The sequence below is a fragment of the Rickettsia sibirica 246 genome (assembly GCF_000166935.1).
Lineage (GTDB): Bacteria > Pseudomonadota > Alphaproteobacteria > Rickettsiales > Rickettsiaceae > Rickettsia > Rickettsia rickettsii.
Genome location: NZ_AABW01000001.1, coordinates 734,747 through 754,494, shown reverse-complemented (window position 1 = coordinate 754,494; position 19,748 = coordinate 734,747). Strand labels below are relative to the sequence as shown.

Sequence of the window (19,748 nt, the reverse complement as noted above, 5' to 3'; positions counted from 1 at the left end):
TAAAGCTCGCTTTATGCTGGATTTCTGTTTTTGCAGAAATGACATAAGAGCCATGCAACAACGCCTACGGCTGCGTAGCGCATGACGAAAAAATACCCTACCTCTCAGGCAATAATATCTCTCTTTTACCTGTATGATTCGGTGATGAGACTATTCCCTCTTTCTCCATCTTCTCAACTAAGTTGGCAGCTTTGTTATAGCCAATTCTAAGCGACCTTTGGATATAGCTAATGGAAGATTTGCGTTCGTCACGCACTATCTGCACAGCTTTTTTGTAAAGCACTTCATCAGAGGTGCCGTCACCGATATCAATGCTACTATCGTCTTCTTCAGGTTGCTCGGTAACGGCAGAAATATATTCAGGCGTACCGCTCTCTTTCAAATATTCCGTAATTTGCTCAATTTCGGCTTCATTAACAAACGGTCCGTGTACCCTACTTATCTTGGAAGTACTCCCCATAAATAACATATCACCCATACCGAGTAACTGCTCGGAGCCTTGCTCTCCTAAAATCGTTCGGCTATCGATTTTAGAGGTAACTTTAAAACTAATACGACTTGGAAAATTGGCTTTAATGACACCAGTAATAACGTCTACAGAAGGTCTTTGCGTTGCCATAATAATATGGATGCCTGCCGCTCTTGCCATCTGAGCAAGCCTTTGAATCAGCATTTCAATATCCTTACCGGCAACTAGCATTAAATCAGCCATCTCATCAACAATAACCACTATGTAAGGCAGTTTTGCCATGTTCATTGTAACGGTTTTGTAAATAGGCTTACCTGTTTCAGGGTCAAAACCAGTTTGAATCGAACGCTCAATTACCCTATTCTCTTTAACCGCTTCTAAGATTTTTGCATTATAACCTGCGATATTCTTAACACCGATATTGCTCATCATTCTATAACGGTTTTCCATTTCCTTAACTGCCCATTTAAGAGCAACTACCGCTTTAGAAGGCTCGGTTACCACAGGAGTTAGCAAATGCGGTATTCCATCATAAGCCGATAATTCAAGCATTTTCGGATCAATCATGATAAAGCGACATTCTTCGGGAGTATAGCGGTATAAGAGCGACACAATCATCACATTAATACCGACGGATTTACCTGAGCCGGTGGTTCCTGCTACTAATAAATGAGGCATTTTAGCAAGATCGGCAATCAGCGGCTTACCTGCTAAATCTTTACCCAAGACTAACGGCAATAAAGTTGATTTGTCTTGGTATTCTGGGGTCTCTATAAGTTCTTTTAAGCAAAAGAATTCACGCTGCTTATTAGGAAGCTCAATACCAAGTACATTTTTGCCGGGTATGACTGCTATCCTTGTTGATAAAGCAGATAGTGAGCGTGCTATATCGTCAGATAATCCTACTACCCTTGATGTTTTCGTACCTGCTGCCGGCTCAAATTCATATTGAGTTACCACCGGTCCTTGATTGATATTAATTATCTGCCCTTTAACTCCAAAATCATTCAGCACGGTTAATAACTCTTCAGCCTTTTGTTTAAGCTCTGAGGACGAAGCTCCTTTTACATGATGTTTTTCAGGATCACGTAATAACGAAATAGGCGGCAATTCTGCTATTTCGCTTTGAGATATTTTAGGGCTAACAGGTTTGCTAAAGAATTTTATAGGATTTGCAGGTATGGATCTCGCTTCTTCAGGAAATTTTACTTTTTCACTTACAGACTTTTGGTAAGAAGAAGTTATATTTATCTTATCATTGTTTTTAGTAGGGAATAATCTTATTGACGACAATCGTGAAAATATATTATGTAAAAAAGATTGTATCCGATAGATTAAAAATTTCCCTAGCTTAATAATAAAATTACTTAAAAAAGTAAATTTAATTTCAAATAAAACAACTAATATAATAAAGGTAAAAAATATTAATAGTAAGTATAGTTGATTTGTAAATCGCTCAAGAAAATTAGAAGCTATTATTCCGATAGCTCCACCTGCATTTGCCGGTATGAATTCTAGCTTAATCTTAGATAATAATGTGCTACTGCTAACGAGAGCAAGCAACATTACAAACATACGGATAAATGAGCCGCGATATCTTCCATACCAACAATTTCTCCCCCAAACAAAACAAGCAAGCGGTATGATAAAAGCAGCCAACCCAAAAAATTGATATAAACAATCCGATAAATAAGAGCCAAAAATTCCTACTAAATTACTATGGTACTCTGTTGTGACCGAGTTAAATGACGGATCGTCTATATTATATGACGTGAGAACAGTAACAATCCCAAGCCCGATTATCCCTAAGATAACCGCTTGTACCTTATTGTTTGAAAGAATTTTATTTATGTAATATAGCATAGTTTTAAATATTAAGCTAAATTATGAGTTTTATATCTTTTTCTATAATACTCTATAGGCTTTTCAATAAAGAAATAATTATTACTGTTATAAAAGTAACCAACGTATTAAGAAATGTCCCATTATCAGCCCAATATGAAATAGCAGGTAATCTATTATACAAGACAATTAAATGACAACAATATATTGGGTAGAGAGTAAAGCAATTAATTTGTCTAACTTATTATCTTTGGTTAAGTCAAATATTTTTCCTAAAGATAGAGCAAATAAACAATAAAAAAGTAATTTTTTTAGTTGAGGCTCTATTGGGATAAACGGAAAAGTAATAATTATTAATATAATATATAAATAGAGTAATTGACTAAGCCAAGACTTTTTTTCGTTTATTTCTTGATTAATATAAATATAAAATGCTTGACTACCAATTAAGAAAACTGCAAGTTCAGAAGGAAAGAATCTATAAGACCAAGAATCTCCTATAAATCCATTAAACTGAAGAATAATTCTAGTAATTAAAGATATACAAATTATGGATAAAATATAGATATTTTTCTTTTTTAGAATCCAAGGTGCCATTAAATAAAAAGAAATTTCTAGCCCAATTGACCAACCAGGAGGTATCAACAAAAATTGATAAAGAGGAGGCGTGGAGTCAATAAAGTATTTTGTAAAATGTACTGTATTATTATTAATTCCAATAAACATTGTTACATCTTGCAACAACATTGTTAGGTTTGCAAAAATTAAAAAAACCAGCCGGAAATGGAAGATGACACAATTGCTTAAAAAAGAAAATTTTTGCTGCAAGAAGAAAGTAACTAAAATACAAAAGATATAAGTAGGATAAAGCCTTAAATATCTACGTTTCCAAAATTTTATTTTGCTTGTATAATTGCTCTGAATCATAGCCATATAAAAGCCGAAAATCATGACAAAAGATTGTACTGCAATTGTTGTACCTATAAATTTAAGCAATGGATGAGAAGTTGAATGTGCAGCCACAACAGAAAGAGCAAATAATAACCTCACTACACCCATTATGTTAAATAATAATTATATTAGCAATTATATAATATCCAAAACCTACATCAAGTAACATAGCAGCACTTCTCACAATAATAGGATAAGTTATTTACATTAAAAGAGCCATTTTGTATTATGAAAATATATTTTTTTGAGGGAAAGGTAACCAAAATTCATGACCATAAAAATCCACACGGGAAAAGATTTCATAAAGATGCGGGCAGCAGGAAAATTAGCTGCAGAGACGCTCGATTTTATTACTGATCACGTAAAACCGAATGTCACTACTAATAGTTTAAATGGCCTTTGTCATAATTTTATTACTTCTCATAATGCCGTTCCTGCACCTTTAAATTACAAAGGCTTTCCGAAATCGATTTGTACTTCTATAAATCATGTGGTTTGTCACGGCATTCCAAACGATAAACCGTTAAAAAACGGTGATATAGTAAATATTGATGTTACGGTAATTTTAGACGGTTGGTACGGTGATACTAGCCGTATGTATTATGTCGGTGACGTAGCAATTAAGCCAAAGCGTCTTATTCAAGTAACTTATGATGCAATGATGAAAGGGATTGAAGTAGTTAGACCCGGTGCTAAACTCGGTGATATCGGACATGCTATTCAAAGCTATGCCGAGAAACATAATTATTCTGTGGTTAGAGATTATACGGGTCACGGTATCGGAAGAGTTTTTCATGACGAACCGTCAATATTAAATTACGGTCGCAGCGGCACGGGTCTAACGTTAGAAGAAGGGATGTTTTTCACCGTTGAACCTATGATAAATGCCGGTAATTATGACACTATATTAAGTAAACTAGATGGATGGACAGTTACTACACGTGATAAATCATTATCGGCTCAATTTGAGCATACTATAGGCGTGACTAAAGACGGTTTTGAAATATTTACGTTATCACCTAAAAAACTTGATTATCCTCCATACTAAACTGTAGGGTAAAACTTGATTTTGTTGTATGGCTATCTATGTCATTCCCGCGGAACATTGTTGCGTGGATCAAAAAACGCACTCAGTGTCATCCCGTGGCTTGACCACGGGATCCAAAAAGCATTTAAAAAGACTAGATCCCGCGATCAAGTTAGCTAGGATGACATTAAAGATTACTGGATTCCCGCTTTTAGCTAGGAATGACATCAGCAACATTTTACTTATTTATAATTTGAATAAACATAAAAAATGTTAGAAAATAATTTGTTAGAATTTAGTAATGATGAAATAATAGATACGCCTCATTATATAGGTCACCGTAAAAGAGTAAAAGAACGCTTCGTTGCCGCTGGAGCAGAACATTTTTCTGATTACGAATTACTTGAAGTAATGTTATTTTCGGCTATCCCTCATAAAGACATAAAACCTCTTGCTAAAAAATTACTTGATCATTTTGATATTACGGATTTAATTAACCTTGATAAGGAAAGGCTACTTAGTATTAAAGGCACCAATGAAAATTTATATATCAATTTTGCTCTACGTGAGCTGATAAATTAGAGTATTGAAACAAAAAATAATAAATAAAAATATTAATGCTTCTTGGAGTTCTTGGATTGATTATTTAAAAGTTAATATGGGCAATATGCGACTCGAGCAATTTCGTATATTATTTTTGAATAAGAAAAATATTTTAATTGCTGATGAGGTTTTAAGTCAAGAAACTATAGACCAAGCTGCGGTATATCCACGTGAGATAATTAAACGAGCTTTATTTAACGAAGCAAGCAGCCTTATACTTGTGCATCATCATCCAAGCGGTAGCCCTGAACCTTCAAAAGCCAACATTCATATGACAAATAAGATAGTAGAGACATGCCAAACCGTAAATATTATAGTTTTAAATCTAATATGTTCCTATGAATATAAATAGCTACAGCACATTATTTATTTTTTCTTTTATATCCACCGCTATATTAACATATATATTAACTAAATATCTTCCTACTATCGGTTTAGTTGATATACCAAGTAACCGTCGTTCTCATGATAAGATAACACCGCGCGGCGGCGGTCTTGCTATTGTAGTTGTTGTAATGATTGCTTTGAGCGGGTTTGAATATATAACGAGCAATAACTTTGTTAATTCAATAAAAATATTACCGTTATTATTGGCAATTGCTTCGATTTCCTTTTTAGATGACTTAAAAGCCGTACCTATTCTAATTCGTTTAATAGTCCACTTAATTTGTGCAGCTTTTGCTATTTTTCTTTTTTCGCAGCTAAACTCTGTACATATACTAATATATTCTATTTTAGTTATAGCTTTAAGCGGTTTTATTAATATATATAATTTTATGGACGGTATAGACGGTATGAGTTGTGTGGAATCTATCCATCTATCTAGCACTATGCTTATATTATGTTTTTTACAATTTCCGACTATTAATAATCCATATTTTATAGCTAGTGTAAATGTTATTATTCTTGGTGGCTCTTGTGGTTTTTTAATATTTAATTGGCATCCGGCAAAAATATTTTTAGGAGACGTGGGAAGTATTAGTCTTGGGTTCTTAACGGGTCTTTGTTTGCTCCTGCTGGCTCTTACAAGCACTAATTTATTTATAGCTTGTGCTATTGCTAGCTTATATTACATCACTGATGCAGTGCTAACCATATTAATTCGGCTACTCAATAAAGAAAAAATTTGGCAGCCTCATTTAAAACATTTTTTTCAAAAAGCAGTACAAAAAGGTAAATCTCATAAACAAGTAGTATCGATTATAGCAGTTTGTAATATATTTTTAATGATCATATCGGTTACATCTTTACATTTTCCCGTAATATCTATAATGCTTGCTTTAGCAGTCATAACTTTAACAGTGCAGAGTTTATTAAAATGAAGCTAATTAAAGAGGATATCGATAAAATAGTTAGACGTATATTTGCTAAACAACATCCATTGCTGCCTGAAATCATGATTAACTGGAATAAAATAGTCGGGTTTAACTTCAGCACTAAAGCATTACCTTTAAAAATCACCACCTATACTTATAAAAAACAAAAGATTAATACGCTGTTTATACAAGCTGAAGATAATGCTACTGCAGCAGAATTACCTTATTATCAAGATATTATTCTAGAACGTATTAAAATTTATTTAGGCTTTGCAGCAATACATCAAATGAACGTAACGTTTTATAAAGGCAAAAAGAGTCTTTAGATTAAGAGTTTGTTGGCATGAATATCCAATGCCATCTCTACTATAACTCTGCAAACTTGTAGGTGTTGTTGCCTGGCTCAGTTTATGTCATTCCCGCGGAAGCGGGAATGACATCGTACGGGCTAACCATACAACAACTCTGCAACCGTAGGATCTAGGAAAAATAATAAAAATGCTGTAAATCAGAATTTTTTACTGGATTACTTCGTAATTTTCCTCGCAATGACAAAAAAGCTGAATCATGCGATAATACCTTGCAGTCGCTTAGCTCATGACGTCTCAGTATCCACGTAGGCAATACCAAGACATACAAACAAAAAAAGGAGCCTTTAATACAGACTCCTTTTTCGTGTTAATAGCTTGTAAAAAGATTTAAGACTAATTACATATCAAATCTTAATCCTGCCATTAAGTTATGACCTTTATAATGGGTTCCACCAAATTTAACTTTATCCCCGTTAATAGTTTTGGTGGTATTTTTTGTTTTACCGTAATCTCTCCAGCTATAAACTAGTTCAGCTTTTACACCTTGTGCAACTTCAAATGAAGTTCCTAAAGATAATTGATAAGCAAAGTTAGTTTTGTTTTTAGTAGTACCGTTGAAAGTGTCAGTTACACCACCTTTAATATCTTTAGAGTTAATTTTTTCCTTTACAAAAGCAGCACCAACACCTGCACCTGCAAATACTTTAAACATGCTTAAATCGACGAAATCAACATAACCGTTAAGTAATACACTTACAATAGTAGGTTTATTTTTTACTGAGAAAGAATTACCGTCTGGATAAGTTTTTGATTTCTTTAAATGACTACTTGCTACCGCTCCAATTGTTAAATCGGTTCTTAGATTATCCATTATATAGTAACCCGCACCGATCTCACCTGTAAATCCTGTATTAGACTTTATATTATTTAACTTAAAATCTGCTCCTTTAGGTTTTGTTTTGTTAAAAATCACACCGCCGGCATTGAGTTTTAAATACCATTGATTTTCCACAGATGATGACATCGATGAATTAGTAGATGAATCTACAGAAGAATTCATATCGCAATCAGCAAATGAAAGACCAGAAGTTAAAAGTGCTGTGCTTGCAGCTGCTATTAAAAGTAATTTTTTCATATTGTTAAATTTTTCCTTTAAATTTTATTAGTTGTTAGTAAAAACGATATTAGATAATAATTTTACAATTTTTACCTAAATTCGATAAAAAACAGCTTTAAGTGACATTTCTGAGTTGTCATCTAATATCACTCCGTGGCTTAACCACCGGAATCCAGTCTTTTTTTTTATTTCTAGATACCGTGGTTAAGCCACGGTATGATATTAGGTTATTACCTAAAACTATTAATATATTCTTGTTAATTATATATCAAATCTTATACCTGCTGTTAAGTTATGGCTTTGATAATGCATACCACCGGTTGGTACACTTGTTCCTTGGTAAATTACATTCTTACTTTTGGTTCTACCATCATCTATCCAGCTATAAGCTAGTTCTACTTTAACACCGTCGGCAATTTGTGCAGAAGTACCTAAAGTTAGCTTGTAAGAAATATTAGTTCTGTTTTTAGTGTTAGATGAAAGACCGGTTATCCCATTATATGTAATTTTTTCTTTAACTAATGCAGGACCAACACCGGCACCAGCAAAAACATCGAACATATCAAAATTAGTTAAATCTACATAACCGTTAATAAGTAAACGTGTAATAGTAGGTTTATGGCTTGCTGAAACATTAGTACGGGTAAAAGGTGCATTAGTCGCAGCTCCGGATTTCTTTAACTTACCACCGATTATAGTACCTAAAGTTAAATCGGCTCTAAAGTTTTCGGAAATATAATAACCGATACCTAAAGCAACTGGAACAGTTGTATTAGATTTTAATTTAACACCGGTTGCCTTATCTTTTTCTTCATTAAACATTGCTGCACCGGTATCTATTCTTAAATACCACTCATGATCCACGCCCTCAGCAAATGATACGCTAGAAGACAAAATTGTTGCACTTGTAGCAGCTATTAAAAGTAACTTTTTCATGATTAGCACCTCAAATTAAATAATTAAATTATCTTAATGGCATATATAACATATTATATTTTTTAGTTCTATATTTAATCGGCAATTAGATTCATATAATAAAGCTTTTATTAAGTTTTGTGACAAAATAAACACATATAGTTAATTCATACGTATTTATTAAACTTATCTTTCTCATCTTTAAATTTATCGGCATCAGGCAAAGCAGTTTTTTTTTTGTAATATTTTTCCATCCTTTATTTTCTATAAAATCTTTTGCACGTTCTACCCATTCTATTAACCCCGGTGATTCAGGTTTAATAGCACCTATAGGACAATCAGGAACACAAACGCCGCAATCTATACATTCATTGGGGTTAATGACTAACATAAAATCATCTTCCCTTTCACCTTCATAAAAACAATCTACAGGACATACTTCAACACAATCGGTATATTTACATTTTACGCATTCATCGGTTACAACATAAGTCATTTTATTATCTGTTTTTGATTTTGTCGATTAATATAGCAGTTCTTAAAAGTAATACTAATAGAAAATATAATATAAAACTAATAAACATGATAATTAAAGGCTTTAGCATTGAAGAGTGAATAGTTGGACTCCCTAGCCTTAAAACACTAGCAGGCTGATGCAGACTATACCAAATATTTACCGAGAATTTTACTATCGGTATGTTAATCAGTCCGATAAGAGCAATAATAGAAGAAGGATTTTGTGCCTTTCTTATATTATCCGCACTATTCACTATAATAATATAGCTTAAATATAATAAAAATAATATGAGCATGGAGGTAAGTCTTGCATCCCAAACCCACCATGTCCCCCATATAGGTTTTCCCCATAAAGAACCTGTTACTAAACTAATCAAAGTAAAAGTAGCCCCAACGTAACTAGAAGCTACGGCTAGCAAATAGCTAATAGTAGTTTTCCATACTAAATAGCTAAAGCTGCATACTGCCATGAAAACATAAACACCAAGAGCCATCCAAGAGGCAGGGACATGAACATACATAATGCGTACAAAATCACCTTGCTGATAATCTACCGGCGAAACTATGAGGGCTAAATAAAGACCTATAATCATCATTACACAAGTAGATATAGCTAATATAGGTATTATAACCTTTGATAATTTATTAAAATAATAGGGGGTTAATAGTTTTAGCATGTTTTCTTACTTCTTTATGTCATTCTGTGGCTAGAAATAACAGTTCTTATCCTCTTAAAAAACTCTTTCATTAATAGCCCCGAATCTTCGGCAAGAATTCCGCTATATATTTCCGGTCTATGAAAACAAGCACTACTGTTAAAATATCGCAAATTACTTTCGACTGCTCCGTGCTTGGAATCAGAAGCCCCATAAAATAAACGTTTTAACCTGCTATGAGCTATAGCTGCCGCACACATAGCACAAGGTTCTAAAGTAACGTAAATATCATAATCATTTAAATTTTTAGAAGATATAAGATTACATGCTTCATTAATAGCAATAATTTCAGCATGATAAAGAGCGTTATTTTTTTCTTCCGTATTGTTATGGGTACTAGCAATAATTTTCTGATTTAACCTATCTACAACTACCGCTCCGACCGGGACTTCATTTTTATCAAAAGCAATCTTTGCTTGTTTTAAAGCTTGCTCCATGAAAAAATTATTAAAATTAGCTTCTTTATCTAACAATATATTCACGGTACTTTACGTGTTCTTCGATTCCAAAAGGATCTTGGTGGATAATTATTTCAGCCTCCGGAAATTCCTGCAATATTTCAAAAGCAATCTCATCGCTAATTTTATGAGCACTATAAAGCGACATATTGCCGTCCATTTCCAGATGACACTGGATAAAAGCTTTTTGACCAGCATATCTAGTTTTCATTTCGTGCATACCTTTTGCCCCTAAATGGTTATTAACTATCGAGATAATTTTTTGTCTGTCTTGTTCGGGTAATTCATGATCTACTAAATTTTTAAATGCCTTTTTAAATAAAGAATAAGAAGAGTGAAATATATATAACGAAATAACTACACCAAATAATGGGTCAACAAACCAAAAATAATCACTTAAATTTATAGAGATAATTACTATAACATTAGTTAGTAAGTCCGTGAAATAATGAAGCTTATCGGCTTTTACTATTTCCGATCCTGTTTTTTTAATTACACAAGTTTGGTAAAACACTAAAATAATTGTTAAGAATATACATACATACATTACAGTAGTACCGTCGCTAATATTCTCCGGGTTTGTTTTTTCAAATAAAGATTTAACCGAAGAAAAGCCTACAAAAAAAGCTGAAGCAAAGAAAAATATCGATTGAGAAAAAATTGTTAAATCCTGCAGTTTTTCATACCCGAATCGATGATGATGATCCGGCGGTTGCAGGGCAAATCTTAAAGCTATTAGATTAATAAAGGAGGAAGTTATATCAAGCATTGAATCAATTAAAGAAGCAAGGATTGATTGCGAATCGGTAACAACCCAAGCATATAATTTTATACTTAAAATAATTAATGCCGTAGTAACCGATAAATAAGATGCCGATTTTATTAACCGATTACGGCTATTAGTATCCATGACAAATCTTTCCAATTTATTTATTTGTAGTTTAACAAAGAAAATATAAAATTCAATTATAATGAGGTTCTGTGAACAAAATTAAAAATAATATTTTAAAATACAAATAATTTAAATTTTGTTTACAGAATCTAGTTTTAGCTTTACAAAATTCTAAAAACCATATACTTATTAATTATATATTAATTTAGAGAGAATTATATGAAACTATTATCTAAAATTATGATTATAGCTCTTGCAACTTCTATGTTACAAGCCTGTAACGGTCCAGGCGGTATGAATAAACAAGGTACAGGAACACTTCTTGGCGGTGCTGGCGGCGCATTACTTGGTTCTCAATTCGGTAAGGGCAAAGGACAGCTTGTTGGAGTAGGTGTAGGTGCATTACTTGGAGCAGTTCTTGGTGGACAAATCGGTGCAGGTATGGATGAACAGGATAGAAGACTTGCAGAGCTTACCTCACAGAGAGCTTTAGAAACAGCTCCTAGTGGTAGTAACGTAGAATGGCGTAATCCGGATAACGGCAATTACGGTTACGTAACACCTAATAAAACTTATAGAAATAGCACTGGTCAATATTGCCGTGAGTACACTCAAACAGTTGTAATAGGCGGAAAACAACAAAAAGCATACGGTAATGCATGCCGCCAACCTGACGGACAATGGCAAGTTGTGAATTGATAGACAAAACGTCATTGCGAGGAAAATTACGAAGTAATTGCCGAAGCAATCTCAGGAATTTTATTATTTCATGAGATTGCCACGCAGCTTATGGCTGCTCGCAATGACGTTATAACAAAAAGAGCAACCTATGACTTTCATAATAACAAATACGGCATTTAAACATAATGATCGCATTCCTGATAAATTTACTTGTAAAGGACAAAATGTTTCACCGCATCTAGAATGGAGTAATGCTCCTTCAGATACTAAATCTTTTGCACTTATAATGGATGAGATCCGGATGCACCGGTAGAAATAGCACCGCCACACGGTATATGGGATCATTGGGTAATATATAATATTTCTGCTTCTATTACTACTTTCAGAAGGACAAATAGATAGTAGTATTAAAATTTTAAATAATAGCTGGCAAGAAAAAAAATACGGCGGTCCTTGTCCACCTGCCGGCAAGCCTCATCGTTATTTTTTTAAACTATATGCCCTAAATGATTATCTTGAGCTTGATGAGAATGCTAGCAAGCCAGATTTAGTATTGCCCTGCAAAAGCATTTACTTGCCAAGGCAGCACTAATCGGCATTTATTCTATTTAATGAATGCTATTTATTGCCCACTGTGTCATCCCGTGGCTTAACCACGGGATCTAGAAAAATAACTTAAAACATTAATAACTTTAGTATTTATTACTGGATCCCGTGGTCAAGCTACGGGATGACAGAAGTGAACTGACACATGCAAAAACCTATAATCGAGTTTCGTAACGTATCTAAAAAATTCGGTAATAAATTGCCGATAAATAACGTTAGTTTCACTGTCAAAAAAAATAATATCACTACTTTAATCGGACCTAACGGTGCAGGTAAAACTACCATAGTACGCTTAATGCTTGGACTTGAAAAACCTACAAGCGGCGAGATTATAATTGATCCCAAACTAAAAATTGGATATGTACCGCAGAAGTTCGGATTACCCCCTGATTTACCTATTACAGTAAAAAATTTTTTAGAGTTGTTAGCACCGAGTAATTTTAATAACAATATTAAAGAGATTAACTCATTTATTGATTTGGAACATATAAAAGATCAAGAAATTTCTAAGCTCTCAGGAGGACAGTTTCAAAAGGTAGTTCTTGCATGTTCAATAGTTAATAATCCCGACTTAATTATTTTAGATGAACCGTTACAGTCTTTAGACGTAACAAGCCAACAAGAATTTTATCAGCTTATTAATTTGATTCGTAAAAAGCTCAATATTACGGTTTTTATGATTTCTCATGATTTATTTACCGTAATAAAAAACTCTGATCAAGTGATATGCTTAAACGGTCACATATGTTGCAGCGGAATACCAAATGAAATAACTCCTAACTCTAAATTCTCAAATGCACTTTCTGCTCTAGGCTTCTATACCCACCACCATGACCATAAGCATTAGAATTCTTGCATAACTTATTTGTCTCCAAAAGGATCTCTCCTTATTAGCTATGTTATGCAAGCATTCTATTATACTTGAATTGTATTCCACGCTCACCTAAGCTTGTTCTGTAGCATCACCTATCAACTCTACTTTTAATGCATTGTGATCCGTATTATCGAACTGAGTTAAATCATTTTCATTTGTATTACCTGATTCTTGTTGGCCTGTTATCACATTAAACAATTCTTTCGTAATGAGCCTGGCCTTAGATAAGCTTTTTACCTTATAACTATTTTCAATAAAGAGTTTCTGCTGACTTGGTTCCATTGCAAGTAATTCTTTCACACTAACACCGGCGTCAGTCAAACTTTTTATATTATCGTCATTTTCAACAAAGAATTCTTGTTTATTGTTTTCTATATTCGAAATTTGTGCAAAAGTAAAACCTATGTTAAGCAACGATATTTCCTCTTCTGTTAAATCTCGGTTAATTTGCTTACTTATTATAATTTGTTGTAGTAATTTACTATCAGTTTTTAGCTCTTCAATAGTAGAATATTGATTAACCTGGCTATTAGCATTTTTTCCTAAGTTTAATTCTATTGTTGGTACTTCTCTTGTAATAGGATACACATTTGTTGCATCGCCATATATATAAATCTTGCTCAATTGGTTTTGGATGAAGTATAGTGTTTATATCAAGTTTAGGAGTTTGTCCGCCACATCCTACATATAAATTTAATGGTTGTTTTTGTAATGCTTCTCTCAATTTATTTATTATAGGTACAAATAATAATTTATCGTCTTTCCCTAAATGCTCAAATGAATCTAAGTACCATACATAGAAGTGGCTTTTTCATTCTTTTTTCCCTCTCCAGCAAGCCAAGCATATGACTGAGCTCTTATATTTCCTTCATCATCCGTAATTATATAAAAACCGGCATTTGCTTTACTCATACCGTCTAAAATACATCTTTCGGAATCATGTCCTATAGATTGGCAAGAATTACTAAATTTACCAAGCATAAAACCTTTCATATCATCGGCAGGTAATTTAGGAAAATTATACTTTTTGCCTGTTACCTCTATATCAAAATTAATATCAGGCATATAATATTCTTTTATAAAGTTCAATGCTTTTTGAAAACTATTATTATCTAGTTTTCCTTTTAAAGAAAAATTAGCTAAATTTTTTGCATGTAATTTATTTTCTTCTGATAATTCTTCTTCGTTGTACTTATAAGATTCTTTAATTACTATTTCAGTTACTTGATTTACTAATTCTTTAAATCATTTTTAGTTATCTGCTGAAAATCATTTAATTTATTTTCTTTAAGAATTTTTTGAAATTTTTCAGTTTTTTCCAGTAAGTGTGCATTACTGAAAATATATAATGAGTCTCTTCCAGCTTTATTTAAAATTTGAAAAAATTCTAATGTTTTGGAAGACAATGTTTGTGGTAAATTAAATTGACAACTCAATTCTATTGTTTCTTTTGTATCATAATTAACAGTTTTTAAGTAACTTTTTATATCTTCTAAATTTCCAAAGTAAGTAGATACTTTTTTAGCCATTTCTAAAGAATTTAAACCGCCATTCTCCGTATATAAGTCAGCGATTTTCAACAATATGGCAATATTCCTTACATAGTCTTTACTAATAAGATTTTTTTTAAGGTGTGTATTTGTACTTAAATATTGCTTATGTATTTTTTCAAAAACATCATTAGTATTTAATTGATCAAAATTATTTTCTAATAATGCTTTTAATGTATCACTAGACTTTTTATTAAAGCCCTCTTTATATAATATATTTCAGCATCGTCTTGGTTTATTCCAGCTTTTTTTAAAGTCATGGGATTACTTTTAGCATTTTCTTCTAAGGTTGTTATGGCCTTTTCTAAATTAATTTTTTCTTTTGGATCACTAGCTTTTGCTAGTTTTTTGTTTAATTGTTCCAAGCGTTGCTTTGGATCTTATTTATCTATCCATTCCTCGGTAGTTAATAAATTATAAATTTTTTCAATACTATTAAATATAACTTTCATTAATTTCTTCTTTTATAATTATTCTACAGAAAACCATAAAACATGATAATTTTTAGAAAATAGCAAGGATTAGATTAATTTTTCTTAACGAAATCAAGGGATGAGTGTTAAGGATAATTTAGAAATATATCAAATAGCAAATTATATAGAGTAACTTGCTATTTATATTAGATCACACCAAATATTGCTTTAAATATCTACCGGTATGGCTTTCCTCACAGGCAGCGATGTCGGCAGGGGTGCCACATACAACTATCTTACCACCTTTGTCGCCACCTTCAGGACCGACGTCAATAATATAATCTGCAGTTTTTATAACATCTAAATTATGCTCGATAACTAAAACGGTATTGCCCATATCAACAAGTTTATGTAACACTTTTAACAATTTATTAATATCGTCGATATGTAATCCCGTAGTCGGTTCATCAAGTATATAAAGCGTTTTACCGGTTGAACGTCTTGATAATTCTTTAGCAAGCTTAACGCGTTGTGCTTCACCACCTGAAAGAGTAGTAGCAGACTGACCGATTTTAATATAGCCTAGACCCACTTCATTTAAGGTAATTAATTTTTCATAGATTAACGGTATTTTTTCAAAAAACTGCATCGCATCTTCTACAGTCATCATCAAAATATCGGCAATAGATTTACCTTTATATTTTATTTCAAGCGTTTCTCTATTATATCTGTGCCCGTTACAAATATCACACTTTACATATACGTCAGGTAGGAAATGCATCTCTATTTTTATTAGCCCATCACCTTGGCATGCTTCACATCTACCACCTTTAACGTTAAACGAAAATCTGCCTACTTTATACCCTCTAGCTTTTGATTCAGGTAACTCCACAAACCAATCCCTAATATGGGTAAAGGCACCTGTATAAGTCGCAGGGTTTGAACGAGGAGTTCTACCTATCGGAGATTGATTAATATCGATAATTTTATCAATATATTCAAGTCCTTTTAACTCTCTATATTTGCCAGGAAATACTTTGCTAGTTGGCTCTAAATGCTTTAGAGCCGCTTTATACAGAGTATGAATCATCAAGCTTGATTTACCACTTCCCGATACTCCCGTTATAGCGGTAAAAGTACCAAGCGGAATTTTGATATCAACATTATCTAAATTGTTGGAAACCGCCCCAAGTAATTCAATTGCCCTATTATCATGCCCTACTCTTGTTTCAGACGGCACTTTGATTGTTTGACGACCACTTAGATACCTACCTGTGATACTTTCTTCAAAATTCTTTATTTCTTCAACATTTCCTTCCGCAATAACACGACCACCGTAAATACCGGCTCCCGGTCCTATATCAATAATATGGTCTGCTTCATATATTGTTTCTTCATCATGCTCGACTACCAAAACGGTATTACCCAAATCTCTAAGCCTTTTTAGTGTCTCAATTAATCTTGTATTATCTCGTTGATGAAGACCAATAGACGGCTCATCAAGTACATATAAAACACCGCTCAGTCCTGAACCTATTTGAGATGCAAGACGAATACGCTGACTTTCCCCCCCCGATAAAGTACCTGCTTCTCGTGATAACGTTAGATAATCAAGCCCGACATTCATAAGAAATTTTAATCTCTCGGTAATTTCTTTGAGTATACGCTCAGCAATAAATAATTGCTTTTTATTTAATTTTTCTTCTAAGTGACTAAACCATTTTTGCAAGGCTGCAATACTCATACCTGCTACTTCGCCTATATGCAAATTTGCTATTTTAACGCATAATGCTTCGTCTTTTAATCTAAACCCTGAACAAGCAGTACATTTATGCTCTGACTTAAATTTAGCTAGTTCTTCTTTAATTAAAACCGATTCTATAGTACGGTCCTTTTCTTGCAAACTTGGTATTATACCGGCAAAAGGTTGTTTTATTATTTGCGTTTTAGAACCATCGTGAAATTCAAACTTTATTGCCTCTTCTCCTGAACCTTCAAATAAAATATCCTTAACATTTTGTGATAAACTTACAAAAGGTACTTCAATAGAAAATTTATAATGATCGGCAAGAGCCTTTAATGTCTCTAGGATAAATTTAGAAGCTGTACTACCCCAAGGCACTATTGCACCGTCTTTAATAGCAATTCTTTGATCCGGAACTATTAAATCTCTATCAAAGAAAAACTCCTTACCTATCCCTTCACATTTAGGACATGCTCCAAAAGGGCTATTAAAAGAAAAGATTCGAGGCTCTATTTCAGTAAGCTGAAAACCCGATACCGGACAAGAATATTGCTCGGAAAAAGTAATACGCTGATTTTTTTCAAACTCGCTCTTAACTGCCGGCGGTAATTCTACAATTTCCAAATAAGTAATACCCTCGGCAAGATTTAACGAACTCTCTAAGCTATCTGCAAGTCTATTACCTAAACTTTCGTCTAGAACTATTCTATCAACGATCACTTCTATATTATGCTTCTTATTTTTATCAAGTTTCGGTAAATCATCAATTTCGCAAACTTCCCCGTTAACTATTAATTTCTGAAAGCCTTGCTTTTTCAAATTCATAATTTCACGCTTGAACTCACCCTTATGTCCTCTAACAATAGGAGCGAGTAAATATATTTTCGTACCCTTAGGTAGTTCGTTAATTATATCTACCATCTCGGAAACTGTTTGGCTATGTATCGGAAGACCGGTTGCCGGAGAGTAAGGAATACCCACCCTTGCATATAATAACCTAAGATAATCGTAAATTTCCGTTATAGTTCCAACCGTAGAACGTGGATTTTTGGAAGTAGTTTTTTGGTCAATTGCAATAGCAGGCGATAATCCGGAAATAGATTCTACATTAGGTTTATTTTGTAAATGTAAGAATTGCCTTGCATATGAAGATAAACTTTCAACATATCGCCTTTGACCTTCTGCATAAATAGTATCAAACGCTAAAGAAGACTTGCCTGAACCGCTAAGACCGGTGATAACAACAAATTTATTCCTTGGAATATTAACATTTATATTTTTTAGATTATGCTCTTTAGCACCGCGTACCTTAATATATTCTTGGTTCATAATCACTTCACTACAAAATTTTTGAGATATTTTTTAAAAAACCTGTAGTATTATAGGCTCTTTTATTTTATTATTGCAATAGTAATATTTTAAAGTAGGTAGTAATCTATGGCAGGTAGTTTAAATAAAGTAATATTAATAGGTAATGTAGGGCGTGATCCGGAAATGAGAACTACGGGCGAAGGAAAAAAAATCATTAATCTTTCCTTAGCAACAACCGAAACTTGGAAAGATCGCATTACCAGCGAACGAAAAGAACGAACTGAATGGCATAGAGTAGTGATATTTAGTGAAGGGTTAGTATCTGTTGTAGAACGCTATGTCACAAAAGGTAGCAAATTATATATTGAAGGTTCATTGCAAACCCGTAAGTGGAATGATAATTCAGGTCAAGAAAAATATACCACGGAAGTTGTGTTACAAAACTTTAATTCACAATTAATATTATTAGATAGTAAAAACTCTAATAATCATAATCAAGATTCAGGGCATAGCGAATATAAATATCCTGAAACTAAAAATCATTCCTTTGACCATAGCGACTTAGACGACGAAATACCGTTTTAATCAAAATTGTTATGAAAAATTTTATTTGGGCAATAATATTTTTAATACCAATATTTCTTTCAGGGTGTTCTACTACTCATGATGTAGCTAGAAGGGTAAAGCATTCGCAAGATATAGCAACTCAAAATAACTTTCAGATGAGGCTAGTAAACGGTGGTGATTTTACTCTTACGACTTATCAGCGTATTACCGACCGTAACCTACCTTTTGTATTCTATATTGAGGGAGATGGACATCTTGCGGATGGATCTGCTAATTCCGACAACCCTACTCCCGTTAATCCGATGCTCTTAAAGCTTGCTACAATGGATAAAAGACCGAATATTGTTTATATAGCAAGACCTTGCCAATATACTCCTTTAGAAATGAACTCAAAATGCATTAGCGATTATTGGTTAGATAAAAGAATGGGGCAGGAAGTCGTAGATTCAATTAACAATGTCATAAATATTATCAATAACGGACAAAAATTTAGCTTAGTCGGCTTCTCCGGTGGTGGCGGGCTTACAATATTAATTGCCGCTCAAAATAGTAATGTTAAAGATATTATAACGATTGCCGGTAATTTAGATACTAAAAAGTTTGATAAATATCATAATTATCGTGGTTACTTAGTTAAATCCTTAAACCCGATAAATTATGCAAAACAGGTTAATAATATCCCTCAATTACATCTCTCCGGCATGGATGACAAAAGAGTCCCACCTTTCATAGCAGCACTTTACGTAAAAACAAGTAACTCACCGTGTGTAAAAAAGCAAACTTTTCCTAATATTTCTCATACAAAAGGTTGGGATAAAGTTTGGTCTAATATATTAGATATTCCTCTGATTTGTAATTAGGCATTAGGA

General features: G+C 33.1%; 21 protein-coding genes and 3 pseudogenes. 10 read left to right on the top strand and 14 right to left on the bottom strand.

Annotated features, from left to right (window positions below; all coding sequences use genetic code 11):
* Positions 1 to 97: 97 nt before the first annotated feature.
* Together RSIB_RS02230 and RSIB_RS06195 are read right to left on the bottom strand one after the other, a co-directional pair.
* Complete coding sequence (locus tag RSIB_RS02230; RefSeq protein WP_016728389.1) at positions 98 to 2,332, bottom strand: DNA translocase FtsK; 2,235 nt, start codon at positions 2,330 to 2,332, stop codon at positions 98 to 100.
* Positions 2,333 to 2,500: 168 nt separating this feature from the next.
* The gene (locus tag RSIB_RS06195; RefSeq protein ID WP_026053128.1) at positions 2,501 to 3,370 is read right to left on the bottom strand and encodes an acyltransferase family protein; all 870 of its coding nucleotides are present in this window, start codon (positions 3,368 to 3,370) and stop codon (positions 2,501 to 2,503) included.
* A gap of 160 nt (positions 3,371 to 3,530) precedes the next feature.
* On the opposite strand from RSIB_RS06195, the gene map reads away from it, so the two are divergent.
* From map to RSIB_RS02255, 5 genes are all read left to right on the top strand, one after another.
* Positions 3,531 to 4,310: a type I methionyl aminopeptidase gene (gene map, locus RSIB_RS02235; RefSeq protein ID WP_010977838.1), complete on the top strand. Its 780-nt coding sequence runs from the start codon at positions 3,531 to 3,533 to the stop codon at positions 4,308 to 4,310.
* A gap of 249 nt (positions 4,311 to 4,559) precedes the next feature.
* Positions 4,560 to 4,871 carry a UPF0758 domain-containing protein gene (locus tag RSIB_RS02240; RefSeq protein ID WP_004997229.1) on the top strand — a complete coding sequence of 104 codons (312 nt, stop codon included), beginning with the start codon at positions 4,560 to 4,562 and terminating at the stop codon, positions 4,869 to 4,871.
* Positions 4,872 to 4,875: 4 nt separating this feature from the next.
* Entirely contained in the window at positions 4,876 to 5,244 is a 369-nt protein-coding gene (locus RSIB_RS02245) for a JAB domain-containing protein (RefSeq protein WP_004997227.1), read from the top strand.
* Positions 5,231 to 6,214 carry an MraY family glycosyltransferase gene (locus RSIB_RS02250; RefSeq protein WP_004997224.1) on the top strand — a complete coding sequence of 328 codons (984 nt, stop codon included), beginning with the start codon at positions 5,231 to 5,233 and terminating at the stop codon, positions 6,212 to 6,214. Before RSIB_RS02245 ends, RSIB_RS02250 begins: the two co-directional genes overlap by 14 nt.
* Positions 6,211 to 6,534 (top strand): DUF721 domain-containing protein, encoded by a 324-nt coding sequence (locus RSIB_RS02255; RefSeq protein ID WP_004997222.1) that lies wholly within the window; start codon positions 6,211 to 6,213, stop codon positions 6,532 to 6,534. Before RSIB_RS02250 ends, RSIB_RS02255 begins: the two co-directional genes overlap by 4 nt.
* A gap of 382 nt (positions 6,535 to 6,916) precedes the next feature.
* Here the strand turns inward: RSIB_RS02255 and RSIB_RS02260 are convergent, their stop codons facing one another.
* The 6 genes and pseudogenes from RSIB_RS02260 to RSIB_RS02285 form a co-directional block, all read right to left on the bottom strand.
* Positions 6,917 to 7,654, bottom strand: a complete 738-nt coding sequence (locus tag RSIB_RS02260) for an outer membrane protein (protein WP_004997220.1) — start codon at positions 7,652 to 7,654, stop codon at positions 6,917 to 6,919.
* Positions 7,655 to 7,897: 243 nt separating this feature from the next.
* Positions 7,898 to 8,572 carry an outer membrane beta-barrel protein gene (locus RSIB_RS02265; RefSeq protein ID WP_004997218.1) on the bottom strand — a complete coding sequence of 225 codons (675 nt, stop codon included), beginning with the start codon at positions 8,570 to 8,572 and terminating at the stop codon, positions 7,898 to 7,900.
* A gap of 146 nt (positions 8,573 to 8,718) precedes the next feature.
* A pseudogene (locus RSIB_RS02270) lies at positions 8,719 to 9,047 on the bottom strand (ferredoxin family protein).
* Between the two features lie 4 nt (positions 9,048 to 9,051).
* Complete coding sequence (locus tag RSIB_RS02275) at positions 9,052 to 9,744, bottom strand: heme ABC transporter permease (RefSeq protein WP_004997210.1); 693 nt, start codon at positions 9,742 to 9,744, stop codon at positions 9,052 to 9,054.
* Between the two features lie 14 nt (positions 9,745 to 9,758).
* Positions 9,759 to 10,265 (bottom strand): nucleoside deaminase, encoded by a 507-nt coding sequence (locus RSIB_RS02280; RefSeq protein WP_004997207.1) that lies wholly within the window; start codon positions 10,263 to 10,265, stop codon positions 9,759 to 9,761.
* A complete protein-coding gene (locus RSIB_RS02285) occupies positions 10,246 to 11,151 on the bottom strand; it encodes a cation diffusion facilitator family transporter (RefSeq protein ID WP_004997206.1) in 906 nt (301 codons plus the stop codon). Before RSIB_RS02285 ends, RSIB_RS02280 begins: the two co-directional genes overlap by 20 nt.
* 201 nt (positions 11,152 to 11,352) lie before the next feature.
* On the opposite strand from RSIB_RS02285, the gene RSIB_RS02290 reads away from it, so the two are divergent.
* Positions 11,353 to 11,832: an RT0821/Lpp0805 family surface protein gene (locus RSIB_RS02290; protein WP_004997204.1), complete on the top strand. Its 480-nt coding sequence runs from the start codon at positions 11,353 to 11,355 to the stop codon at positions 11,830 to 11,832.
* On the opposite strand, the pseudogene RSIB_RS10610 reads toward RSIB_RS02290, so the two are convergent.
* Positions 11,831 to 11,917: pseudogene (locus RSIB_RS10610) on the bottom strand (lytic transglycosylase domain-containing protein); the annotation flags it as partial. The gene RSIB_RS02290 and the pseudogene RSIB_RS10610 overlap by 2 nt on opposite strands.
* Positions 11,918 to 11,962: 45 nt before the next feature.
* On the opposite strand from RSIB_RS10610, the pseudogene RSIB_RS10475 reads away from it, so the two are divergent.
* Positions 11,963 to 12,406 (top strand): annotated as a pseudogene (locus tag RSIB_RS10475) (YbhB/YbcL family Raf kinase inhibitor-like protein).
* A 159-nt stretch (positions 12,407 to 12,565) separates the two neighbouring features.
* Entirely contained in the window at positions 12,566 to 13,267 is a 702-nt protein-coding gene (locus RSIB_RS02295; protein ID WP_004997198.1) for an ATP-binding cassette domain-containing protein, read from the top strand.
* Positions 13,268 to 13,363: 96 nt separating this feature from the next.
* Here RSIB_RS02295 and RSIB_RS06185 read toward each other — a convergent pair whose 3' ends face one another.
* From RSIB_RS06185 to uvrA, 5 genes are all read right to left on the bottom strand, one after another.
* On the bottom strand, positions 13,364 to 13,882 hold the full coding sequence (locus RSIB_RS06185; RefSeq protein WP_004997196.1) for a hypothetical protein: 519 nt from the start codon (positions 13,880 to 13,882) through the stop codon (positions 13,364 to 13,366).
* A gap of 195 nt (positions 13,883 to 14,077) precedes the next feature.
* The gene (locus RSIB_RS02300; protein WP_004997194.1) at positions 14,078 to 14,359 is read right to left on the bottom strand and encodes a hypothetical protein; all 282 of its coding nucleotides are present in this window, start codon (positions 14,357 to 14,359) and stop codon (positions 14,078 to 14,080) included.
* A gap of 167 nt (positions 14,360 to 14,526) precedes the next feature.
* The gene (locus tag RSIB_RS02305; protein ID WP_026053129.1) at positions 14,527 to 14,877 is read right to left on the bottom strand and encodes a hypothetical protein; all 351 of its coding nucleotides are present in this window, start codon (positions 14,875 to 14,877) and stop codon (positions 14,527 to 14,529) included.
* A gap of 137 nt (positions 14,878 to 15,014) precedes the next feature.
* On the bottom strand, positions 15,015 to 15,209 hold the full coding sequence (locus RSIB_RS02310; RefSeq protein ID WP_004997188.1) for a hypothetical protein: 195 nt from the start codon (positions 15,207 to 15,209) through the stop codon (positions 15,015 to 15,017).
* Between the two features lie 259 nt (positions 15,210 to 15,468).
* Positions 15,469 to 18,330, bottom strand: coding sequence for an excinuclease ABC subunit UvrA (gene uvrA, locus RSIB_RS02315; RefSeq protein ID WP_004997187.1), 2,862 nt, complete (start codon positions 18,328 to 18,330; stop codon positions 15,469 to 15,471).
* Positions 18,331 to 18,438: 108 nt separating this feature from the next.
* Between uvrA and RSIB_RS02320 the strand changes: the two genes are divergently transcribed.
* Together RSIB_RS02320 and RSIB_RS02325 are read left to right on the top strand one after the other, a co-directional pair.
* Entirely contained in the window at positions 18,439 to 18,897 is a 459-nt protein-coding gene (locus RSIB_RS02320; RefSeq protein ID WP_004997186.1) for a single-stranded DNA-binding protein, read from the top strand.
* An 11-nt stretch (positions 18,898 to 18,908) separates the two neighbouring features.
* The gene (locus RSIB_RS02325; RefSeq protein WP_004997184.1) at positions 18,909 to 19,739 is read left to right on the top strand and encodes an alpha/beta hydrolase family protein; all 831 of its coding nucleotides are present in this window, start codon (positions 18,909 to 18,911) and stop codon (positions 19,737 to 19,739) included.
* Positions 19,740 to 19,748: the final 9 nt, after the last annotated feature.

Bases quoted from the DNA above. Each gene is read 5' to 3' on its own strand.
- RSIB_RS02230 (WP_016728389.1), bottom strand. From the start codon at position 2,332: ATGCTATATTACATAAATAAAATTCTTTCAAACAATAAGGTACAAGCG.
- RSIB_RS06195 (WP_026053128.1), bottom strand. From the start codon at position 3,370: ATGGGTGTAGTGAGGTTATTATTTGCTCTTTCTGTTGTGGCTGCACAT.
- map (WP_010977838.1), top strand. From the start codon at position 3,531: ATGACCATAAAAATCCACACGGGAAAAGATTTCATAAAGATGCGGGCA.
- RSIB_RS02240 (WP_004997229.1), top strand. From the start codon at position 4,560: ATGTTAGAAAATAATTTGTTAGAATTTAGTAATGATGAAATAATAGAT.
- RSIB_RS02250 (WP_004997224.1), top strand. From the start codon at position 5,231: ATGAATATAAATAGCTACAGCACATTATTTATTTTTTCTTTTATATCC.
- RSIB_RS02255 (WP_004997222.1), top strand. From the start codon at position 6,211: ATGAAGCTAATTAAAGAGGATATCGATAAAATAGTTAGACGTATATTT.
- RSIB_RS02260 (WP_004997220.1), bottom strand. From the start codon at position 7,654: ATGAAAAAATTACTTTTAATAGCAGCTGCAAGCACAGCACTTTTAACT.
- RSIB_RS02265 (WP_004997218.1), bottom strand. From the start codon at position 8,572: ATGAAAAAGTTACTTTTAATAGCTGCTACAAGTGCAACAATTTTGTCT.
- RSIB_RS02275 (WP_004997210.1), bottom strand. From the start codon at position 9,744: ATGCTAAAACTATTAACCCCCTATTATTTTAATAAATTATCAAAGGTT.
- RSIB_RS02285 (WP_004997206.1), bottom strand. From the start codon at position 11,151: ATGGATACTAATAGCCGTAATCGGTTAATAAAATCGGCATCTTATTTA.
- RSIB_RS02290 (WP_004997204.1), top strand. From the start codon at position 11,353: ATGAAACTATTATCTAAAATTATGATTATAGCTCTTGCAACTTCTATG.
- RSIB_RS02295 (WP_004997198.1), top strand. From the start codon at position 12,566: ATGCAAAAACCTATAATCGAGTTTCGTAACGTATCTAAAAAATTCGGT.
- RSIB_RS02300 (WP_004997194.1), bottom strand. From the start codon at position 14,359: ATGCCTGATATTAATTTTGATATAGAGGTAACAGGCAAAAAGTATAAT.
- uvrA (WP_004997187.1), bottom strand. From the start codon at position 18,330: ATGAACCAAGAATATATTAAGGTACGCGGTGCTAAAGAGCATAATCTA.
- RSIB_RS02320 (WP_004997186.1), top strand. From the start codon at position 18,439: ATGGCAGGTAGTTTAAATAAAGTAATATTAATAGGTAATGTAGGGCGT.
- RSIB_RS02325 (WP_004997184.1), top strand. From the start codon at position 18,909: ATGAAAAATTTTATTTGGGCAATAATATTTTTAATACCAATATTTCTT.